Origin of the sequence: Bradyrhizobium arachidis, from assembly GCF_015291705.1 — a bacterium.
Taxonomy (GTDB): Bacteria; Pseudomonadota; Alphaproteobacteria; order Rhizobiales; family Xanthobacteraceae; genus Bradyrhizobium; species Bradyrhizobium arachidis.
Genome location: NZ_CP030050.1, coordinates 8215644 through 8233138, shown reverse-complemented (window position 1 = coordinate 8233138; position 17495 = coordinate 8215644). Strand labels below are relative to the sequence as shown.

At 60.5% G+C, this 17495-nt stretch carries 21 protein-coding genes and 2 pseudogenes; 10 read left to right on the top strand and 13 right to left on the bottom strand.

Going from position 1 to position 17495, the window contains the following annotated elements; translation table 11 throughout:
- Positions 1-155 precede the first annotated feature (155 nt).
- A complete protein-coding gene (locus WN72_RS38825; RefSeq protein ID WP_143130821.1) occupies positions 156-350 on the bottom strand; it encodes a hypothetical protein in 195 nt (64 codons plus the stop codon).
- Positions 351-1010: 660 nt separating this feature from the next.
- On the bottom strand, positions 1011-1652 hold the full coding sequence (locus tag WN72_RS38820) for an ATP-dependent DNA ligase (protein ID WP_347337496.1): 642 nt from the start codon (positions 1650-1652) through the stop codon (positions 1011-1013).
- 88 nt (positions 1653-1740) lie between these two features.
- Here WN72_RS38820 and WN72_RS38815 point away from each other — a divergent pair, with 88 nt between their 5' ends.
- From WN72_RS38815 to WN72_RS38805, 3 genes are all read left to right on the top strand, one after another.
- Positions 1741-1956, top strand: a complete 216-nt coding sequence (locus WN72_RS38815; protein ID WP_092219856.1) for a hypothetical protein — start codon at positions 1741-1743, stop codon at positions 1954-1956.
- Positions 1957-2033: 77 nt separating this feature from the next.
- Positions 2034-2366, top strand: a complete 333-nt coding sequence (locus WN72_RS38810) for a hypothetical protein (protein ID WP_194482953.1) — start codon at positions 2034-2036, stop codon at positions 2364-2366.
- Between the two features lie 87 nt (positions 2367-2453).
- Positions 2454-2708 (top strand): hypothetical protein, encoded by a 255-nt coding sequence (locus WN72_RS38805; RefSeq protein WP_143130822.1) that lies wholly within the window; start codon positions 2454-2456, stop codon positions 2706-2708.
- Between the two features lie 72 nt (positions 2709-2780).
- On the opposite strand, the gene WN72_RS38800 is transcribed toward WN72_RS38805, so the two are convergent.
- Positions 2781-2957 (bottom strand): hypothetical protein, encoded by a 177-nt coding sequence (locus tag WN72_RS38800; protein ID WP_167381144.1) that lies wholly within the window; start codon positions 2955-2957, stop codon positions 2781-2783.
- A 367-nt stretch (positions 2958-3324) separates the two neighbouring features.
- Between WN72_RS38800 and WN72_RS38795 the strand changes: the two genes are divergently transcribed.
- Entirely contained in the window at positions 3325-4101 is a 777-nt protein-coding gene (locus WN72_RS38795; protein WP_092219860.1) for an outer membrane protein, read from the top strand.
- Between the two features lie 79 nt (positions 4102-4180).
- On the opposite strand, the gene WN72_RS38790 is transcribed toward WN72_RS38795, so the two are convergent.
- Positions 4181-4396, bottom strand: a complete 216-nt coding sequence (locus tag WN72_RS38790; RefSeq protein WP_092219862.1) for a hypothetical protein — start codon at positions 4394-4396, stop codon at positions 4181-4183.
- A gap of 307 nt (positions 4397-4703) precedes the next feature.
- On the opposite strand from WN72_RS38790, the gene WN72_RS38785 reads away from it, so the two are divergent.
- The gene (locus WN72_RS38785) at positions 4704-4886 is read left to right on the top strand and encodes a hypothetical protein (RefSeq protein ID WP_194482952.1); all 183 of its coding nucleotides are present in this window, start codon (positions 4704-4706) and stop codon (positions 4884-4886) included.
- A 66-nt stretch (positions 4887-4952) separates the two neighbouring features.
- On the opposite strand, the gene WN72_RS38780 is transcribed toward WN72_RS38785, so the two are convergent.
- Both WN72_RS38780 and WN72_RS38775 read right to left on the bottom strand, forming a co-directional pair.
- Positions 4953-5351 (bottom strand): hypothetical protein, encoded by a 399-nt coding sequence (locus WN72_RS38780; RefSeq protein ID WP_092219866.1) that lies wholly within the window; start codon positions 5349-5351, stop codon positions 4953-4955.
- A gap of 645 nt (positions 5352-5996) precedes the next feature.
- On the bottom strand, positions 5997-6224 hold the full coding sequence (locus WN72_RS38775; protein ID WP_092219870.1) for a DUF6894 family protein: 228 nt from the start codon (positions 6222-6224) through the stop codon (positions 5997-5999).
- Positions 6225-7129: 905 nt separating this feature from the next.
- Here WN72_RS38775 and WN72_RS47275 point away from each other — a divergent pair.
- The 5 genes and pseudogenes from WN72_RS47275 to WN72_RS38755 all read left to right on the top strand — a co-directional run.
- Positions 7130-7250 (top strand): annotated as a pseudogene (locus tag WN72_RS47275) (non-homologous end joining protein Ku); the annotation flags it as partial.
- 423 nt (positions 7251-7673) lie between these two features.
- Positions 7674-8129, top strand: coding sequence for an Hsp20 family protein (locus WN72_RS38770; RefSeq protein WP_092219874.1), 456 nt, complete (start codon positions 7674-7676; stop codon positions 8127-8129).
- Between the two features lie 84 nt (positions 8130-8213).
- The gene (locus WN72_RS38765; protein WP_092219897.1) at positions 8214-8534 is read left to right on the top strand and encodes a hypothetical protein; all 321 of its coding nucleotides are present in this window, start codon (positions 8214-8216) and stop codon (positions 8532-8534) included.
- A 20-nt stretch (positions 8535-8554) separates the two neighbouring features.
- Positions 8555-9157, top strand: coding sequence for a hypothetical protein (locus WN72_RS38760; protein WP_167381140.1), 603 nt, complete (start codon positions 8555-8557; stop codon positions 9155-9157).
- A gap of 81 nt (positions 9158-9238) precedes the next feature.
- Positions 9239-9427 (top strand): hypothetical protein, encoded by a 189-nt coding sequence (locus WN72_RS38755; protein ID WP_092219875.1) that lies wholly within the window; start codon positions 9239-9241, stop codon positions 9425-9427.
- A gap of 61 nt (positions 9428-9488) precedes the next feature.
- Here WN72_RS38755 and WN72_RS47270 read toward each other — a convergent pair whose 3' ends face one another.
- The 7 genes and pseudogenes from WN72_RS47270 to WN72_RS38725 all read right to left on the bottom strand — a co-directional run bounded on the left by WN72_RS47270 (position 9489) and on the right by WN72_RS38725 (position 17146).
- Positions 9489-9653, bottom strand: a complete 165-nt coding sequence (locus WN72_RS47270; protein WP_143130823.1) for a DUF2934 domain-containing protein — start codon at positions 9651-9653, stop codon at positions 9489-9491.
- Between the two features lie 1553 nt (positions 9654-11206).
- Positions 11207-12064: a bestrophin-like domain gene (locus WN72_RS38745; protein WP_092219878.1), complete on the bottom strand. Its 858-nt coding sequence runs from the start codon at positions 12062-12064 to the stop codon at positions 11207-11209.
- 669 nt (positions 12065-12733) lie between these two features.
- On the bottom strand, positions 12734-12892 hold the full coding sequence (locus tag WN72_RS38740; RefSeq protein WP_167381145.1) for a hypothetical protein: 159 nt from the start codon (positions 12890-12892) through the stop codon (positions 12734-12736).
- Between the two features lie 226 nt (positions 12893-13118).
- Positions 13119-13309: pseudogene (locus WN72_RS47260) on the bottom strand (SOS response-associated peptidase); the annotation flags it as partial.
- Positions 13310-13339: 30 nt separating this feature from the next.
- On the bottom strand, positions 13340-13981 hold the full coding sequence (locus WN72_RS38735; protein ID WP_244553978.1) for a nuclear transport factor 2 family protein: 642 nt from the start codon (positions 13979-13981) through the stop codon (positions 13340-13342).
- A gap of 112 nt (positions 13982-14093) precedes the next feature.
- Positions 14094-15548 (bottom strand): tyrosine-type recombinase/integrase, encoded by a 1455-nt coding sequence (locus tag WN72_RS38730; protein ID WP_244553979.1) that lies wholly within the window; start codon positions 15546-15548, stop codon positions 14094-14096.
- Positions 15549-16501: 953 nt separating this feature from the next.
- Entirely contained in the window at positions 16502-17146 is a 645-nt protein-coding gene (locus WN72_RS38725) for a MarR family winged helix-turn-helix transcriptional regulator (protein WP_092219882.1), read from the bottom strand.
- Between the last annotated feature and the right edge of the window lie 349 nt (positions 17147-17495).

Below are 17495 nucleotides of genomic sequence, written 5' to 3'. Positions count from 1 at the left end.
GGTTGATCCAAGCGCCGAGCTCGCCGAACTTTGTGGCGTGCGCTCCGGAGTTGCTCGAGTTGGCGCACGAGCTTTCTCGCCTCTTCTTCGGCGTCCTGTGCGCGCTGGATTAAAAGGTCATCATCCATGACCCCAGATAACATTCCAATGCGGGGTTAGTTCGCATCGGCCGCGGCCAAATCCTCCTCTTTAGGGAACGGCTCTTGGGTTTTGCGCCCCGCGAAGGAATCTGGACTGGGGTGCGAACGCAGGAGCGCCATCGTTCGCGCGGTGAGTTCACGAGTATCCGCAATCAACTCGGCGACTTGTTCGGTCGAGGGGAGGATGCAATACGGACGTGTGCCTGACATAGTGCACTCCTTTCCGCGGGGGGGGGGGCGGGAGCGCAAACAGGCGTTCTCATCACCGATAGATACCACGAGCCGGGCGGTGATGCAGTCCAACGTATCACAACTAAGATGGTTCAGAATTGAACTTAAGAACACTCTGACCCGCGTCATCGCAGGATGGGTCCATTGTTTCGGGCGGCCGTGTGCGGGGCACCTCAAAAGCCAAAAGCTCGTACGAGCGCTCAAGCAGTTGACGCGACTTAACAATGCTCTCACGCAAACTAGCTGCGTGTCGGCGCTGGGGGAGAACGGTATCCTCTCGTACGCGGTAAAGCGAATAAGCGAAATCCAACGAGGTGCTGTACATCCGGCACCACCCGAAGAGTTAGCTGGGGGGCTGATGGCCGGGTGAGTGCAGCCATTCGCTCATGTGTGAGCCGGTGTCATATTGGCGGGCTTTGCGCAGGAGGGTCTCTCGTTCTGCGCCGGGCGGGAGTTTTCTGGCTTGCGCCCTTAACTTCTGGGCTTCCTGGGCTAGGCGATCTTCAAGGGGTGCGGTTTGCTTGACGCGGCGGCGCTGAGTCATGGCACAACCTCTGGCTACGGGTCCTAACCGTTGGGTTCGAGTTCCAAAATGCAATATGCCGAAGCCAGCCCGGCGGTTCCCTTGTGACATTCAATTTAGGAACCCGAGCGGATGCAGTGCTGGACATCAACATCTGACGCGCCCTCGCTCTTCGTGCTGTCGAAACTGTCGAGGACGCGGTCGAACGCCGGGTGCTTGCGGTTCTTCACCTTGATCCAATGGTCGCAGCGGCCAGCGCGATAGGCGCGGTCGCCGTGCTTGGACACCAAGCCTTCCAGGCCATGCACGCAGGCGTGCCGGAATAGGTCGGGTCCGATCTCGCCTTGCTCGAACGGTGCGGCGAAGATGCCCTCGGGGCGGCCCCGCAGCAGTCGGGCAAGATGCGGCTTGCGCAGCTTCAGCGGCAGGCGGCGGTAATCGTCGCCGTCGGCGGCGAGAATGTCGAAGGCGTAGAGCTGGACCTCGTCGTCGTGCTGGCGCGAATGCAGCGCGTCCCAGTCGGGGATGCCGGTCATGGTCAGCACCACGGCTTCGCCGTCGATCACGAAGCGCTTCTGCCGGTTTTTCAGCGCCGCCTCGACGATCAAGGGATAGCGCTTTGTCCAGTCGTGGCCGTTCCTGGTGAGCAGGCGCACGCGGTCGTTCTCCCGCACCACCATCAGGCGGTAGCCGTCGTATTTGACTTCGTGAATCCAGTCGGGCCATCGGGTACGGCCTTGGCGGCCGTGGGCAGGCAAAACTCAAACGCTGTACGCATCGTCAAAAAGTGGGTCTCGGTGGCTCAGAGGCGGTTATTGCCTTGTTGGCTTGCGAAGAAATGGACGCATGATGTCGGTGGTCGTGAAGCTGGTCTCGAACCCGTTGGGCAGCAATGGCATCTCGTCGGGGCCGACCATGTTGCAGACCGGGCAGGGCGCACCCGCGCCGCCGCAGCCGCAGGGTTTCGGCCGCTCCCACGGGCGCTCGGGGTGGTTGAAGCAGCTTGCCGATCAGCTCCCCGGTAGGTTGACGGCCCAGCCGCTTAACTGGCGATCAGCTTGAGGGGTAGTTTCCCCCTCTGCGGCTTCGCAAGAAAAGGGCCCCAGCTCGCAAGGGGGGGCGATGGAGCTGGGGCCGACTTGGGGTCACCCTTCGGAAAGGGTATCAGGAAAACTTGGCACTCGCCAAAACGTTCCTGTCCTATTTCGCGGGTGTCCGACCGACGCGGCGCAGGCCGCCAGAGCTTTTTCCAGACCAGCGCCTGCGACTTGTTTTGGGCACTTTTGGGCCGCGTCCGCATTTTTCAGCTCATGGAAGATGACGCCACGAGATACCTCCGCCAAGCGACGGCTTGCCTCGACGAGGCACAGAAGGCCAATGGCGCTGCCGACAAGGAGGCATGGCTAAAGCTGGCTGAAGAGTGGATGGCGATGGCGCAGAAAGCACAAAGGCAGACCTCTTACGAGCATTGAGCGGTGCTGTCCGTGTTCCGTGGCGTTAAGTTCACTTTTGTACCGTCCCTAGCTGGTTGTCTGAGGTAACCCTAAAAGGGGAACGGCATGAAGGATATGCTCGAACATCTCGCTCGCTTGCGCGAACAGATCGTAAAGTGCGAGCAATTGAGAGATGCGGCCAAGTCGCAGATTAAGCGCGCGGCCTTTGATCGGGTGGTCTCGCACTACAAGGTTCTCGCCTCGGTGCTGGAAAGCGAATCGCGCGGCCGAGCTGGCTCTCGACGAAGTCCCTCAATCGTCCGACTAACGTGGCCTTCACCTGCTGCGCTCCGACTGGCGCGCCACATCTTCGCACTGTGAAACGCGAAGCAGCTCCCACCGCATGGGGCGTGCAACTTAGCCAGCCGGCCGTCACGCCGCCCTGTTACCAAACTAACTTACTTGTTCATCTCTGGTGAGTGCATTCAGTCGGTCCAATTGACCTGCCAAACCAGCAAAGCTTCTCGCGATATTTTTCATAACCGAGGCGCGGTCTTCGGACATGTCGGATTTCTGAGACAATGTTTTGTATCGATGTGCCAGTTCTAAACATTGCGTGGCGGTAATCATTGGGCCTCCGAGGGACTACGACCGGAGCGTAAAGTAAAAGATAAAAGCCTGTTGGCGTGAGTATTTTCGTAACGCCCAAAGGTTGTATCAATAAGGCGTGGGTCGCAAGCGTCCGTGGGGGTCCTTGGAACCACCCCATCACGGCCTCGGGATATTCAACCTTCTATCTGCTAAGATGAACCGTGTATATGCACGCTAACGAGCTTTCAGTTCCAAACTATTGGCGTTGTTCAACAATTCGGCCGCGTTGTCTGACACAGGTGTTGCAACCTCGCTACAGCCACGGGCGGGTCAGGCGGTTATCATTCCTATGCAGGTGGGTTAACGCACCGATTCACTGAAGTTCTTTCCTGGGGAGACAATGCGTATGAAGAAACTGTTTGCAGTCGCCGCTGGCGCGGGAGCGCTGGCTCTGGGCTTGTCGGCTCCAGCCAGTGCAGCGGACTTGGCTGCACGGCCGTACACCAAGGCGCCGCCGCCCATGGTCGCGACAATCTATGACTGGAGCGGCTTCTATATCGGCGTTAACGGAGGTTATGGCTCCTCGCATACCTGCGCGGACGTGGTTGCGGTTGGCGTCGTTCCGGTCGTGCCGGCGGCTGCCGAAGGCTGCCACAATGCCACCGGTGGCACCGCTGGTGGTCAAATCGGCTACCGTTGGCAGTCGGCCAACTGGGTGTTCGGCGTTGAGGGCCAGGGTAACTGGGCCGATTTCACGGGCAGCAATATTGGTCTTTTCACCGGGGCGGATAACCGCTCACGAATCGACTCCTTTGGTTTGATCACTGGCCAGGTGGGCTATGCCTGGAATAACGTGCTGCTGTACGTGAAGGGCGGTGCCGCTGTGGTCGGAGATCGCTTCGACAGCTACGTTCCGCCTGGATTCGTCGGCGCGGGCACGCTCTTGGCGTCCGCGCGCGACACGCGTTGGGGCGCGACGGTTGGCGCCGGCATCGAGTTCGGTTTTGCACCGAATTGGTCGGTGGGCTTCGAGTATGATCATATCTTCCTCGGACATCACGACACGGTCTTCACCACTCCGGCAGCGGGTGTTTTCGGAACGGCGCGCATTGGACAGGATGTCGACATGGGCCTCGTTCGGGTGAACTACCGTTGGGGCGGTCCGGTCGTCGCGAAGTACTAAACAGCGTCAGCTGAAAACAAACGGGCCGGCTCATCGAGCCGGCCTAAGTTTTTCCACACACTTGGAATTTGCGGCCCGCTCAGTTTTCCAAAGGTTGATTGGGCTGTTCTAACGCTACGGAGCAGTCCAGAGCGGTCCTGATCTGCTCGGCGCGGCGGGCGAGATCGTCGTAAGTTTTTGCCACGCGGCGAAGAGCTTCTTTCGCTTGCCGATGCTGTGCATTGTCAGCCTTGGTACGAAGCTCCCCGGCTCGCTTGCGAAAATACTTCGGCGAATGCACAAGCTCGATACCCATGACGCACTCCGCGACGCCTGGTTTTTCGCGTGTAACTGGCGATGGGCAATTTGGTTCAAGGAGCAGCTTATCAACTTTGGCCGAGAGTCTCTCGGACGGCGAAAGTTGACTGGGGAGCGGGTCGGGAGCTGGTCAAATATCAACCCCGGACTACCTCTCAAGGCATATTGCAAGTTTTCCCGATGACTTATGCCTTACAAGGCCGCTCGAAATCGGGCTGTAAGGTTGGTGTCAGCTGAGTGACGGGCACAAGCTTTCGAACGACGAGTATTGCGTCTACCTGCGCGGGCCTTTGAAGGGTCGGTTCGTGAGGCAGGTCAAGCTCGTCTCGCCAAATGACGAGACTGCAAGAGAAGGCGCACGGCAGCTGGCGGGAGATTGCGCCGTCGAACTTTGGAAGGGCGAGCGGAAGATCGCCGACTATCCGACCAACCGGGGCCTGATCGACAAGATTCGGTGGACGCTCCGCAACCTCACATTGCCTTGGTAGTCGGGCGACCATCGCGCCCTTCTAATCGCGCGGGGGTTGAAAAGTGAATCTCTCAACGCTCCCCGGCTACCAGACGGAGGGTGGATTGGCGGCCGTAATCTTGGCGGTCCGCAAGGCCACCAAATGGCTGCGCTTGAATGGCCGCCCTTGGCGCGCGGAGCACTGCCGGCGGCGCATGTAGCGCTCCAGCTCGTGGATCGGGGTGGTCTTCGCGCGCCGGATGATGTCGAGCGCGACGGTCTGGTGGGTATCGAAGCCGAGGCACGTCACCTCCAGATAGCGGTAGCCAGCGTTGAGCGCGTCACCAAGCGTCGGGGAGGGCTGAGCAGGACTTCGAAAACCGAGCATGCGGGCATTCCAGGCCTGGCAGGCGAGGATGTCCGCGTCCTTGCGGGCGTCGCGGGCGCGTTCGGCCAGAACGCGGAACGTGGTCCCGAACAGATATTCGCGCGACTTCGTGGTCATGGCAGATTGATTCCGCTGGAAAGGGCCAGAAGCAAGCCGCTAGGCCTAGAGGCGCCGCTGCGCGCACGGCCAGTGCTGGGTCAAGCGTGGTGTGGGCTGTTCGGCGCACGGGCGAAGCCGGGCGACCGAGCGGAACCGCTGGACGAGGTCCATTAATTTACTTGAACGAACCAAGCGGGGAGTGGCGTCGTGAGTATCGAGCGGATGCACACGCCCAGGTACTGGCGGAAGCGCGCTGAGGAGTTTCGCACCAAGGCGGACAACGCCGAGCATCGCCAAGTCCGAGAGGCTTTGAGCAGAGCCGCCGAGAGTTACGACGAACTGGCGAGGCGCGCCGAGGCCATCAAAACGGTTCAGGATGTCGCAGACCGAGGCGTGCTCTCGCAATGAGAAACGACGGCTCGCTGTATCCCAAAAGGGGTAGGACCGTTTTGTCGCGGCTTCGCGAACAATCGCCTTTGCAGTGCATTGCAACGAGGTGAGCGAAGATCAGAAAAAGCGGTAATTGAACGTAAGCTCGCCCGGTGCCGCGAGTTGATCGATCCGTTTCCTGAGGGCGTCAGTGCGCGAAATCTTCGGGAGCTGGAAGTAGGGCTGCTGGTTCAGCTTCGCGAAGTCACAGCGAGGTGCCGAGCGGGCCGCGCTCTACGGCACCTCGGCATGGATGCGCAGGATAAAGAGCCGATTTCCAAATTCGTCGGTCACCTCCACCCGCCATTCGCGACCGGGGACGAGATCGCCATGGAGGCCCTGCAGAATTTGACCGGCCAGTACCGTGGCCTCTTTCCAGGTGGCGTCTTGGTCTGGAAATTCCTCACCGACGTGATCGGTGGTTGTGCGACCATAAAACACGTTGAAGAAGTAGCGAGGCATGTTCGATGCAAAAAACAATGGTGACGCAGCAGTAACGTCGCGACGTTTTTGACGGTTCCGTTCAAGCCGGTCCCAGCAACTCGTTGATGCCGCGTTCGCTCGCGAAGGCCTGGAGTGCCGCGCTGCGAAGCTCGTCCAACATGCCTCGGCCGGCTTCGGCTGCTCGCAAGAGTTGTTCGGCGATCAGGCGTCGGCTCTCGCGATCTCCGCCGTTTAGAAGCTCCCGGCTCAAGTACAAATTCCATGTTCGACTTTACACGGTCGGACAGGGTCATCCAACGTTCTGCGGCTCCATTGTCGGGAAGGTCTCGCAATGTGGATTCGGCGGCAGGCGCGTCAATACAGCCGCGCCAGCCGTCCGCAGACGGCCCGCCAAGGCGAGTGGCTCGGCGGCCGGCCGATCTTCCAGCCCACGATGACCACGCGCACGGAGGCGTCGCAAAAAACGGCCCCAACTCTTCGCGGACTGAGTTGAGGCCAAAAGCACAGGGCCAGCAGAGGGCTGTTGCCGGCCAAGGCCAGCATGCATCTGCGCCGGGTCGCTGGCGATAAACCAGGTTAAGTACGCCAGTGCTCTGATCTGCCGATCGGTCAATTAGGACTCCGCGCTCGGCAGCACCTCCCGACACTCTGACGCCCGGTGATTTCAGTCGCGATGGCAAGGCTTTGCAGGATGGCGACGGAAAATGCCGTTCATCGTTTCGAATGCGCTATTCGACTACTGGTGGACACCTGACGCGGCCTGCGCCGCGTCGCTCAGGGCAACGGCGGTGACCTGCAGTCGAGCCGTAGGCCGCGCGTTCTGTGGCGGCAGCAATCGCGAGCGCACCCGCTATGGCGAGGATTTTCGTCCTCCTCAACCAGTTTGCCGCCGTACCGGCAAAGGTTCCCGCCTCGGTCGGAGGAAGAAGGCCGGCACATTCGATCCTGAGAAGTTCGAGGACCACTACGAGAGCGCACTGCTCGAACTAATCAACGAGAAGCGGGCCGGAAAGGTGATCCGCCCGAAGGAACGGCCACCCGCCTGCTATGTCCTCGCAAGACGAGGTCATTCGTTGGGCGGATCGCTTGCGCGAAGTGACGGTGAAGGCGCCGCTGCGGTCCCCGTTTGCGGCGTTCCTTGTCGGCCTCTGGGTCGCCCGCCGGCGCTAGATCCGCGAGTCTTGCTGGCCATACCGCGGAAGCTCAAGACGTTCCAGACCTCTCTTGCAAGGGAGCGGCTGCGCGCGGTACTCAGGAAAGCCCGAGAATAGGTCCGACGCTCGCGTTAACCATCGCGATTCCTTGCGAAAAAATTTTGTCTGGGGTCTTGAAACTTTTTCCTGCCTTCCAAATTTTTTCGGCGTCGTCGTACGACGATCGGGATGCCGTTCGGGTCCCGCCATTGAGACGGGCACCGGTCGTGTCCGGTGCCGCTCGTAACCATTTTGCTCCCAGGAGGATCTGGCTATGCGCACTGTTGATTTTTCGCCCCTCTTCCGGTCGGCCATCGGCTTCGACCGTCTTTTCGACCTCGCCGAAGCCGCCCAGCGCGCGGGCGAGGAGACCTATCCCCCCTATAACATCGAGCGTCTCGACGAGAACCGCTTCCAGATCTCGGTGGCGCTCGCTGGCTTCAGCCCGGACGAGGTCGTCCTGACGGTCGAGCAGAACGTCCTGACGCTCGAAGGCCACAAGAGCGAGAAGGAGGGCAAGACCTTCCTGCATCGCGGCATCTCGGCTCGCAATTTCAAGCGCCAGTTCACGCTCGCCGACCATGTCGAGGTCAAGGGCGCCAGCTTCGAGAACGGCCTGCTGGTCATCGACCTGCAGCGGGAGATCCCCGAGGCGATGAAGCCGCGACGCATCGCGATCAACGGCGCCGCGCCCAGCAACGTCACGCAGATCGAATCCAAGGCGGCCTGAGGCCATCCTGCAGATCAGCGACCTAGCCGCGCGGGAAAGGCCCGCGCGGCTACCCCTCAACTCGTCTTGGAAATGGAGGAAGCCATGCGGCCGACGACCGCCCTTCACGACAACGTTGTTGATCTCAACGCCATCATTCATCCCGGTACGGTCTTCGAGCATCCCCGGGATGTGGTCTCCCATCCTTCTCTCAGCCTGTCCGAGAAGCGCGCCATCCTTGCTTCGTGGGCATCGGACGCTTCTGCAATCGCATCATGCCCGTCGCTGCGGGCGCCCGAAGGACTGAAGGCTCCGGTCAAGATCGACGAGATTTTGGAGGCCCTTTGCGCGCTGGACGAAGGCCCCCGACATCCGCCCGGCGGCAAGCCAATGCGGCTGCGGCCGGTCGAACGGGCAGCAGCCTAGCGGACTTAGGAGTGACGAAGATGCTCGATGAGAACCTTGCCCGCATCCGGGCCCATCGCAACAACATTCACCGCTATCGCAGCCTGCTTGCGACGCGGCTGTCGGATCTCGAGCGCCAGTACGTCGAGCGGCGCCTAGCGGAGGAGAACTCGGCGCTGGAGGTATTGACTTCTCAGACCTTCCCCATCGCGCGCACCATGCCCCCGAAGCCGGACTTGCCCTGCGACAACGGGGGCTGCGCTATGAGACGTGCGGGACATGCTGATCCGAGGCAGCGAGATGGTCTTCTCCCACTACCGGCTGCTGCTTTCCAGCGCCAAGACCGGGAAGGACCGAGAACTCTATCTGAGCCGAGATCGAGCGCGAGCAGTGTCCGCTCGACCAGCATGAACTTCGAGACCGATGACGATCGCTACGCCGGCTACGACATCGTGCTGAAGCAACGTGCGCGCGGCCGGTGGAAGTGGGCCGTCTGCGGGGCTGGTGGAGAAGCCGTGATGTCCGGGTCGGAGTGCAGCCGCGCAGCTGCGAGGTACAAGGCGGAGCGGGCGTTGTTTCTCCTCCTCTGCGCAAACGCGTCCCGGGCCGCGTCCGCAACGGGACGTCATATAGACGGACTGTAGGAACTGTGGACGTCGCTGGTCGGTTATCCCAACCGGGGACGAGCAGTTCGCTGGGAAGCAGCTTGATGAGGAGGAGCTACAATGGAAGACGAACGAAAGTCATCGAAAGCGGGTGAACGGGCCGCTGAAGGCTTGCGCGAAGCAGCTTCTAACGAGGAAGCAAAAAACGAAAGCAAGATGGGGCACGATCTAGCAAAGGGCGCTGATCGTTTCGAAGAGCGCTCTAAGAGCTCCGATGGAAAAAGCGCAGGCGAGAAACAAAAAACTTAGATCCATCCGAAGACCCGTCGCAGCTTCCCTGAAGCAGGCCTCCGCAATGACGGCTTCAACGTCACCCTGTTGAAGCCGGGGCACATGGGCCGGCTGAAGATGACTTGCGCTTCTGAGCTGATGGTTCCTCGGATTGCCCCCTCATCTCCCGCTCCGCCTCAAGCCAGAAGTCCAGGTCGCGACCCACAGGGCGGCCGGCGTGCTCCCAGAGCTCCCGCGCCCGCATCTTGATCTCTCGATCTCACGTGGACGGAAATAACCGCTGCCGCAGTTCGTCAGCAAACCGTCTCAAGCGGCTGGCAGTACTCTCGTCCCGAATGTAATCGGCCGCCTTAGTGGCTAACTCGATCTGGCGCGCCAATTTCGCGCGTTCGTCCATCTGAGCCGCTCCCGTCCTCCTTGATGGAGACGACTCGAAGATCGCGCGATTGTTTCGTCGGCAGGCTTACTTCTACAACGGTCAAACAGAGCTCACTTTTGTACACAAGAGCTCTTGACCCCTCATGTGCCTTCGCCCAAGTTCGGTTGCCGAAAGACTGAAAGTGCTTGTCGCGTTTTGCCAGCGAGCCGGAACGCCCCAGCGCCGATTTCGTTCATAACCTATGGGTACTTACGTCGTGGTTCTGATCAGCGCTTTTTTGATTGCGGTGGTGGCGAGCTTCGCCTCGCTGAACTGGCCGACCTCCTGATGGTGGTCGAGACAACTTAACCGAAACAGATTTCCTCGATCATTCCCCACGGCTGATGCAACCGCAGGATCAGCGCAGAAGGTGTTCTCTGGACCGCGGCTACTGAAATGCGAACCACGCCAGCACTGCGATTACCGGGATAACGGCCAATCCAAACAGAACGAGCGGCGATGGTTCATTGCCTGTGCGATCGCTCATGGGACGGGACTCTCTCTCTCTTTGCGGATGCGCGCGCCGCTCGGAGAGCGAATTTCCCGATCGCAGCACCGTTCCAAAGAAAAAGCCCCGCGTTGGGGACGGGGCCTTTCCAAGCTGGCCGGCCGCGTGGCGCAACCGCCAGCACCACCATGAATGCTGCTACTTCTTCAATCCACACCGCGCCGAATGGTTCCCTAGAGCCAATACGTGGGCAGCAAAAAAAGCACGATCTGGGCGTCAAGGGTATTCTATCACCAGCTCGTAGAGTAGTTGCTAACCGCCCGATGAAGTTAGGAGGAAGCAGCGCAAAGCTGTGGCCGGTCAGAAGAAAATGCTGATGCCCTCTTCCAACTTCATCCAGCTTCATGCACTCACGCTGGGCATAGGCGATACATGGCTTGTAGTGGGCTCCCACTCAAAAATATCGTTCGCCGCGTTAACCCGCCACGTTGGTCGATCCAGCGACGCACCGGCCAAGGATACATCAAATACATCACGCGGGTCGCGCCGGCGTTTGTGACAGGCCGACCACGGGGCCCGATGTCCCAAGCGGCGTGAAAGGCTAATTCTGCACGTGACGTGACGCAAATCCTGTTGGTGGGCAAGGTCGCCAACACAATCGTGCAGGCGGACGCGCAGAAACCATCTATAATTACGTCCTGGCCTGAAGCGCGCAGCCGCTCATACCTGTAGATGTATCTCTCGATCAGTCCGCCGGGGTCATCTGTGATCCGCACGGCGGCTTCGCCTGCGCCCGATCCGACTACGATAAGTATCGCGATGACGATCCCCATCCAGCGCTTCATGCTTCTCTCCCAGACCGCGCGTGCTCCCTAATCGATGAGCCCCTCTGTGTTTGATCTACATCAACTGGCCGCGTATTGAGGCGTCGCTACGGCGCGTTTTGATTGCTAGGTTCAGCCGCCAATGTCTTGACGGCTTGTCGCATCGGTTCCGGGGAGATGCGAACGATTCCGCCGAAGCCCTGCTCCAACTCGAGAAAGATCCCGACAGCACCCGCGACGGCGAGCGCGCACAACGTCAAAGTCACCGCAGATGTCAGATTAGGCGGAGCGAAAAGGCCAAAGCTGGCGAACAACAATGCGAGCCAGAACACCAGAAGGGCTACGAAAGCTTTCGGCGTTCCCTGCCCACTTTGCTGGGCGATCAGCCATCGCGTGTCTCCAATCTTGCCCGCAAGGATCATTGCCTGGCCCAACCACCACTGATCTCGAGGATTTGCCGCCTTCAAAGAAAGCAGCATGTCCTCGAGGCGCTGCAGCAGCTCGTAGGTGGATGGATTGCTGACGCGCACATCGCTGGGGTCGTCCGGGAAAAGGTCGGCGGTCTTGCGCTCCGCATACTGCATCAGGGTTTTCCGTGCCGGCTCCGCATCAGCTCCGTAACGTCTCAGAATGTGGTCCAGTCGAAGGATTTCTGCCGATAGCGCGGTTACTTCCCCGCCAAGCTGCGTAAACTTGGTATTCGCGTTTGAGATCAGCAGCCCGAGCACCAGTGCCGCGACCGTGGCGACTACACCTGTCGAGACCGAGACGAGGCTCTTTGTCTCGTCTGTCAGGTGCTGCTTTGGCAGTCGGTCTCTTGCCTCGACGCCGGCAAACGCCCCGCCCAGGATCGCCGCGAAAGCGGCAAACCCAATTATCAACGTGCCGTTCATGATGGGTGCCAACTCCGAGCGCGTGAACAACGCGGCAGTGCTGCCATGGATCAGCGGGGCGGCATACAACAAGAACGCACGCTCCGTGCAGGCTTCATCAATACTGATACGGCGGGCAAACCCATTGGCCGTAGGCCTCATAGTAGCAGCGGTTGTAGTAGCCATTGTAGTAGGCGGCGCCAGCCGCGGCCGCCCCAACCGCCGCAGCTCCATAGGCTGCTCGACGATACGCTGCGCCTCGATAAGCAGTGCGATAGGCGCCCCTCCGCACCGCTGCTCGTGCCACTGGGCGGCCCGGGATGGGGCGGTAGCCATAGCCGCGGCCGGCATGCACGGCACCACCTCTCACGTGGGCCACCCGGGCACCTCCGCCGTGAAATCCGCCGCCGCGATAGCCGCCGCCACCACGTCGCGCAAACGCGTCGTCAGGAACCAAGCTTGCAACCACGAGAAGGGCTGCCGCAAAACCAATAAGACCGTAACGAACCATGCGCGTCCTCCGCATGCTGGAAGCGCGACCGGGATGACTGTCTCGCGCAAGGTCATCGTTGGCCGGCCACTGGCCTTTAACTTTCGCTGAGGCGACGCGCGCTCTTTTGAGTTAAATCAACAGATCAAAAAGCTGATTTTGTGTTCCCGAATGGAACCAGCGATGGCGGAGGATGTGCGAAATCCGCCGACATTCAGCCAATGCGCGTCGGGTGATGTGGAAGCTTCACCGCTTCGGAATTGATACAGCGGTCAAGTGCAGTTCTCTTGTAGTTCGGCCAATGCTATGCGCACGTGGACAGCAGCCTTCGGCTGACCGAGCTTGTGAATCTCTTCAAGCGCCCACGTTAAATATTGAACAGCAGCGGCATCGGTTAGCCGCAAGCGTTCGTCAGCAATCTTTCTTTTCATTCACCGGCTCCGCAGGTGAATCTACCCAAGGTAGCGCGCTAACGTCAGAGATGCCGTGTCGGTTCCCAAGTCTCTGAGACTTTGATAGGCGTCGTTGAGCTTAATTGGCGTTGGTGGCAGAACTGCTTTCTGCGCGCCCTGCAGAACCTGCCTGTAGATATTCAGCTCAGGGGTTCGAAAACGGCAGAGCTGGGGCTTGTCCACGTGTTCCGCGACTGCCCGTGGACTAAGTCGCGGACGCGGCGTTTTCCTTCACGCCGCGCGCAACGATCTGCAACGGCCGTCGGGAAGCGGCCGTTGCAGTTTCAAGGCGTCATCCGCGGGAGCGGTCATCCAGATCTCGACCTCTTCGGCTGTCGTCAGGATCACTGGCATCGCCTTCGGGTGGATGGCGATGACTTTAGCACTCGCCTCCGAGCGCGAGGTTACTTATGATATTGTGACGTCCTACTTCTTCTCGGCGCTGGCTTCCTTAGCTAGGGGTGGCTTCATGCCGACGGTCAACTGGCGGATTTTTAGAGCGCCGCCTTCACGGATGTTGATCGAACCCCAGAACACCGTAACCTTAGTGGCGTCACCGCTCTTAGGATCCTTGCCGAAGATGTCGGTCTCGCCGTTGGCAACGACCAGATCGTTGTTGATGACCGACATGTTGCCGACTCTGATCTCAATATGATCGGTGCCGTTCTTGAAGTTGTTTTCGTATACGGTCTTGAGATCGGAAAACACACCGCCCGGGTTGATCTGGACCCCGTCCTTTGTATAGAGCGCAGCGACACAGGCCGCGTCTTTCTTGGCGACGCAGTCGGAGTAGGCGACGGCTATTTTGTCGGCCTCCTGCTTGACCTCATCGGCCAGTGCCGGTGCAGAGATGAAAGCGGAAGAGCACAATGCCAAGAGCAATGAACGTCGCTTCATAACAACTTCCCCTCTGGTTGTGATGCACAATTGCATCGCGGCGTCCTCCCACCGTAGGACGCTGCGTTGCATTTGTTCCGAGAGGCGTTTGTTGTCAGGCTGTAATACTGCCGGTGAGCGGGTATACGCCATTTTGCACGGCTCGGCGCGCCAACCTTGATCATCGAGCACGGGCGGGCTTTCCTCGAAGAATGCAGCGAATGCGTCCGGGAAAGACAGGCATGTTGACGCATGCCTCGGATGAAGGTGTCTTGCTCGACGCGCGCGGTGTCCTACTTATTCATCAATCCGGCGGATCTTCCAATCGAGAGTCCTGGCGTTCTCTTCTTCGCGACTTCCTGCTTAACCCTCGAGGCTCCTGGCGGACGCGTCCTTGCGGCCCCTTTATGATTCGCCGCAGTTCCGCTGCCACGCCATCCAGCACCGCGCGCTTCTCCTTCATCCGCTTGCTGAGATTGTAGACCTTGCCCGTGACGGTCGGGACGATCTGCTCCGATTTCTTGCTCGGAGCATGATCGAGGCACTTCGCGATCCACGCATCGTCGAAACCCAGATCGCCGGCCAGGGTTGCCGCTGTCCTTCGCAGATCGTGCGGCGTGAACGGTTTGAGGCCGAGTAATTCGCAAAGGCCGGCGGTCTTGGTCTTATCCTTGTTCTTCTCATGCTTGGTGCCGCGCAACGCGTCGGCCATAGCTTTGCGGTGGATCGGCTGGCCCTCGTACATCGGGCTTTCAAATACGAACTGCTGATCATCCGAGGTCAACGCCTCCTTGATGATCTCGACCGCCAGATCAGACAACGGCTGCTGGATCACCCGCCGCTTCTTGACCCGCTTGATGGGCACGTCGAAGCGCGGGTGCTCACCGACGAGGTCGAAGAGTTCATCGCGGCGGGCGCCAAGCAGTTCGCGTGACCGCAGCATGGTGACCAACTCGAACTTGAGCGCAAGCCGGGACCGGCGGTCATAGGGGAGATCATCGCGGTCCAGGCCGTGCCAGAACGTCCTGATCTCGTCCTCGGACAGGACCCGGGTGCGAGGGTGTTCGGGGTCGAGTTTCGGCAAGTTGACGCAGGGGCTGGCGGTCACGTAGTCGCGGCCTGCCTCTGCCGCCCAGTTGAACAAGCCGGAGGCCGCCTTGCGCATGTGGCGCGCATTGCTGACGGAGCGCTTGCCGAACTTGCCTGCAACGATGTCGTTCGACAGAGTGGCGATGTCGTGCTTGGTAACCTCGATCGCCAGCTTCTTGCCGAGGCGGGGGCGGAGGAAGCGGTTGAGATGGCTTGCCGTGTTCTCCCAGCTTTCCAGCCGGGGCCGCATCTCGCCATCCGGCTTCTTGACCGGCGTCTTCATCCAGGTGATTCGTTCGTCGATGATCTCGCCGACGGTCTTGCCCCGCTTGGCTTTCGTGGTTTTCTGGTCGCGGAAGGTCTCGGCGAGCGCCTCGCAGCCCATGGCCTTGAAGCCGTAGACTTTGCTGCGGGCATCCTCGACCGTGAAGGTCTCGGGATTGTAGGCGCCCAGCCAGCCGGTGCGCTGCTTGCCGGTCTGCCGGTCGGTGAACTTGAAGGAGAAGGTCGCGACGCCCGCCGTGGTGATGCTGACATAGAGGCCAGGACACTTGCGGTCATAGAACTTGGTGCGCTGGGCCACCCTTCTCTCGCACAGCCGGTCGGTCAGGATGACGCTGCTGTTGCGGCCCCGCTTGCCAATGGGGGCGGCGACGATGGTAGTATCCATGTGGTTTCGGCTCCTAAGGCTTGGGACCAAAGGGCTCGGCTTTCGGGGCTTTCAGTTTGTCGTGCGGACGCTGAAAGGCTTAGGGCCGGGCCCTTATTTTGGTGAAGCCCGCTGAAACAGCCCGCATCAGGGTAGTCGAAAGGCGCTTGTTTTAAAGGGTTTTCTTAGTTTCGGCGTGTTTCACCGAATGCCAAAATATAGACGTGTGGTCCTGGCCGTCGTTGCTACGGTCAAGCTCTTGCGGATGCGGCAGTCGCGTCAACCGGCGCGGTGCCGGCGACTTTCGTGAGAGTGAGGGAGGCCAGAACGAACTCGGCTCCCGGGAGAGCACGGCATAAGCCGTCCAACCATCGCGCAGGGAAGGCCGTGTGTTGGGCTTCACCTGTATGCTGCTGTGCGGTCTCCTTGCGCTACCTATTCGCGCAGCGGACCGCGGGTGCTAGCCGGCACCCGGCCTTCCCTGCGCCCTCTTGGCTTTGAGGGTGGAGAGATCAAGCAAAGCTCGGGTGAATGACGCCGCGAGGGCGAATACGCATGTCTGCAACCACACACTCGCTGTCATCGCCTGGCTTGACCGGGCGATCCAGTACTCCGAGGGCTCGTGATTGAATCGATGGGCCGCGGCGTACTGGATTCCCCGCCTTCGCGGGGAATGACAGTTGGAAGAGCGAAGCCGCGCCCTCACGAAAGTTGCAGTGATAGGCAGAGAGCGTGCCAGACATTCAGGCATCGTAGGGTGGGCAAAGCGAAATGTGCCCACGACTTCTGTCATCATGGAGAGATGGTGGCACCGCGCTTTGCGCCTTTGCCCACCCTACGGCACCGTTGCAACCAGCGCCAATCTATCCCCGTCACCCTGAGGTGCACGCTCTGCGGCGCATCGCGCCGCGGAGCGAGCCTCGAAGGGCGACAGCCCGACTGCACGCTCTGTTGTCCGGAAGACGATGCGCGTCTCATCCCTGGCTCGCCACGCGCGCGCGGTCGAGATGTTCCTCGATCTTCGGACGATCGCGGGTGCGCTCGAAACTGGTGCAGAGCAGCTCTGTCTCCTCGAGCGAGATCGGGGCCCGATACAACCGGCACATGAACTCGGCCGTTGCGCGTCCCTTGCCGGTGCCGGCGTGGCCGGGGCTGCGTTCGGCGAGGAACATGCAGTCGCGGCAGATGCTGGCGTCGAGCCGCTGATGGGCCGCGTCGAGATGATTGAGGATCTCGCGGAGCGAGTCGCGCAAGCGGAGGCACTCCTCGGTGCCGAGTGCAGTGACCGCATTCACCACATGATTGATCGGGTCATGCTGGTTCAGGACTTTCTCGCCTTGCGCAGTGACGTGGAGCACGACGGAGCGTTTGTCCTCGTGCGAGGGCTTTCGCACCAGGAAGGACTTGCCCTCCAGCGTCTTCACGATCTGCGATGCAGTCGCCCTGGTGGCGCCGATGAAGCCGGCGAGCGCGGAGGGGGTGCGCGAAAACCTGTTGGCACGGCCGAGAAAGCGCAGCGCCATCCATTCCCGATCGCGCAACCCGTGCTGATTGCCCTCGAAATACCAAGCTCTCGCCGCCTGGACCAGCAGCTCGACAGCCTCACGTGCCAACGGCATGGATTTACCTCGCCCCGGGAATCTCTTTTGCGGCGCCCCGGAGCCGCATTCCGCCGTAGCACGCGAATCGTTTGCGGGAGGCCGTATGACCCGCAATGTCCGACTCGCACGCCTTGCCCGATGTCCGCACGAAAGCACGGACTGCTCGGTACCCGACTTGGACTGACGGGCACTGCAAGCCGCGACGCGAGACGCGGCGTCGCTGATGGTATGCCAATCGTGGCGTCGTCGAACGAAAGCCCGAGTTGCCGTCGCTGGCGGACGATGGATCGGAGTTGTTCAACCGAAGCCCCTGAAGTTCAAGTCACACGCAGACGTTTCTTTATGTTCACCGAAACGATGAATGAGC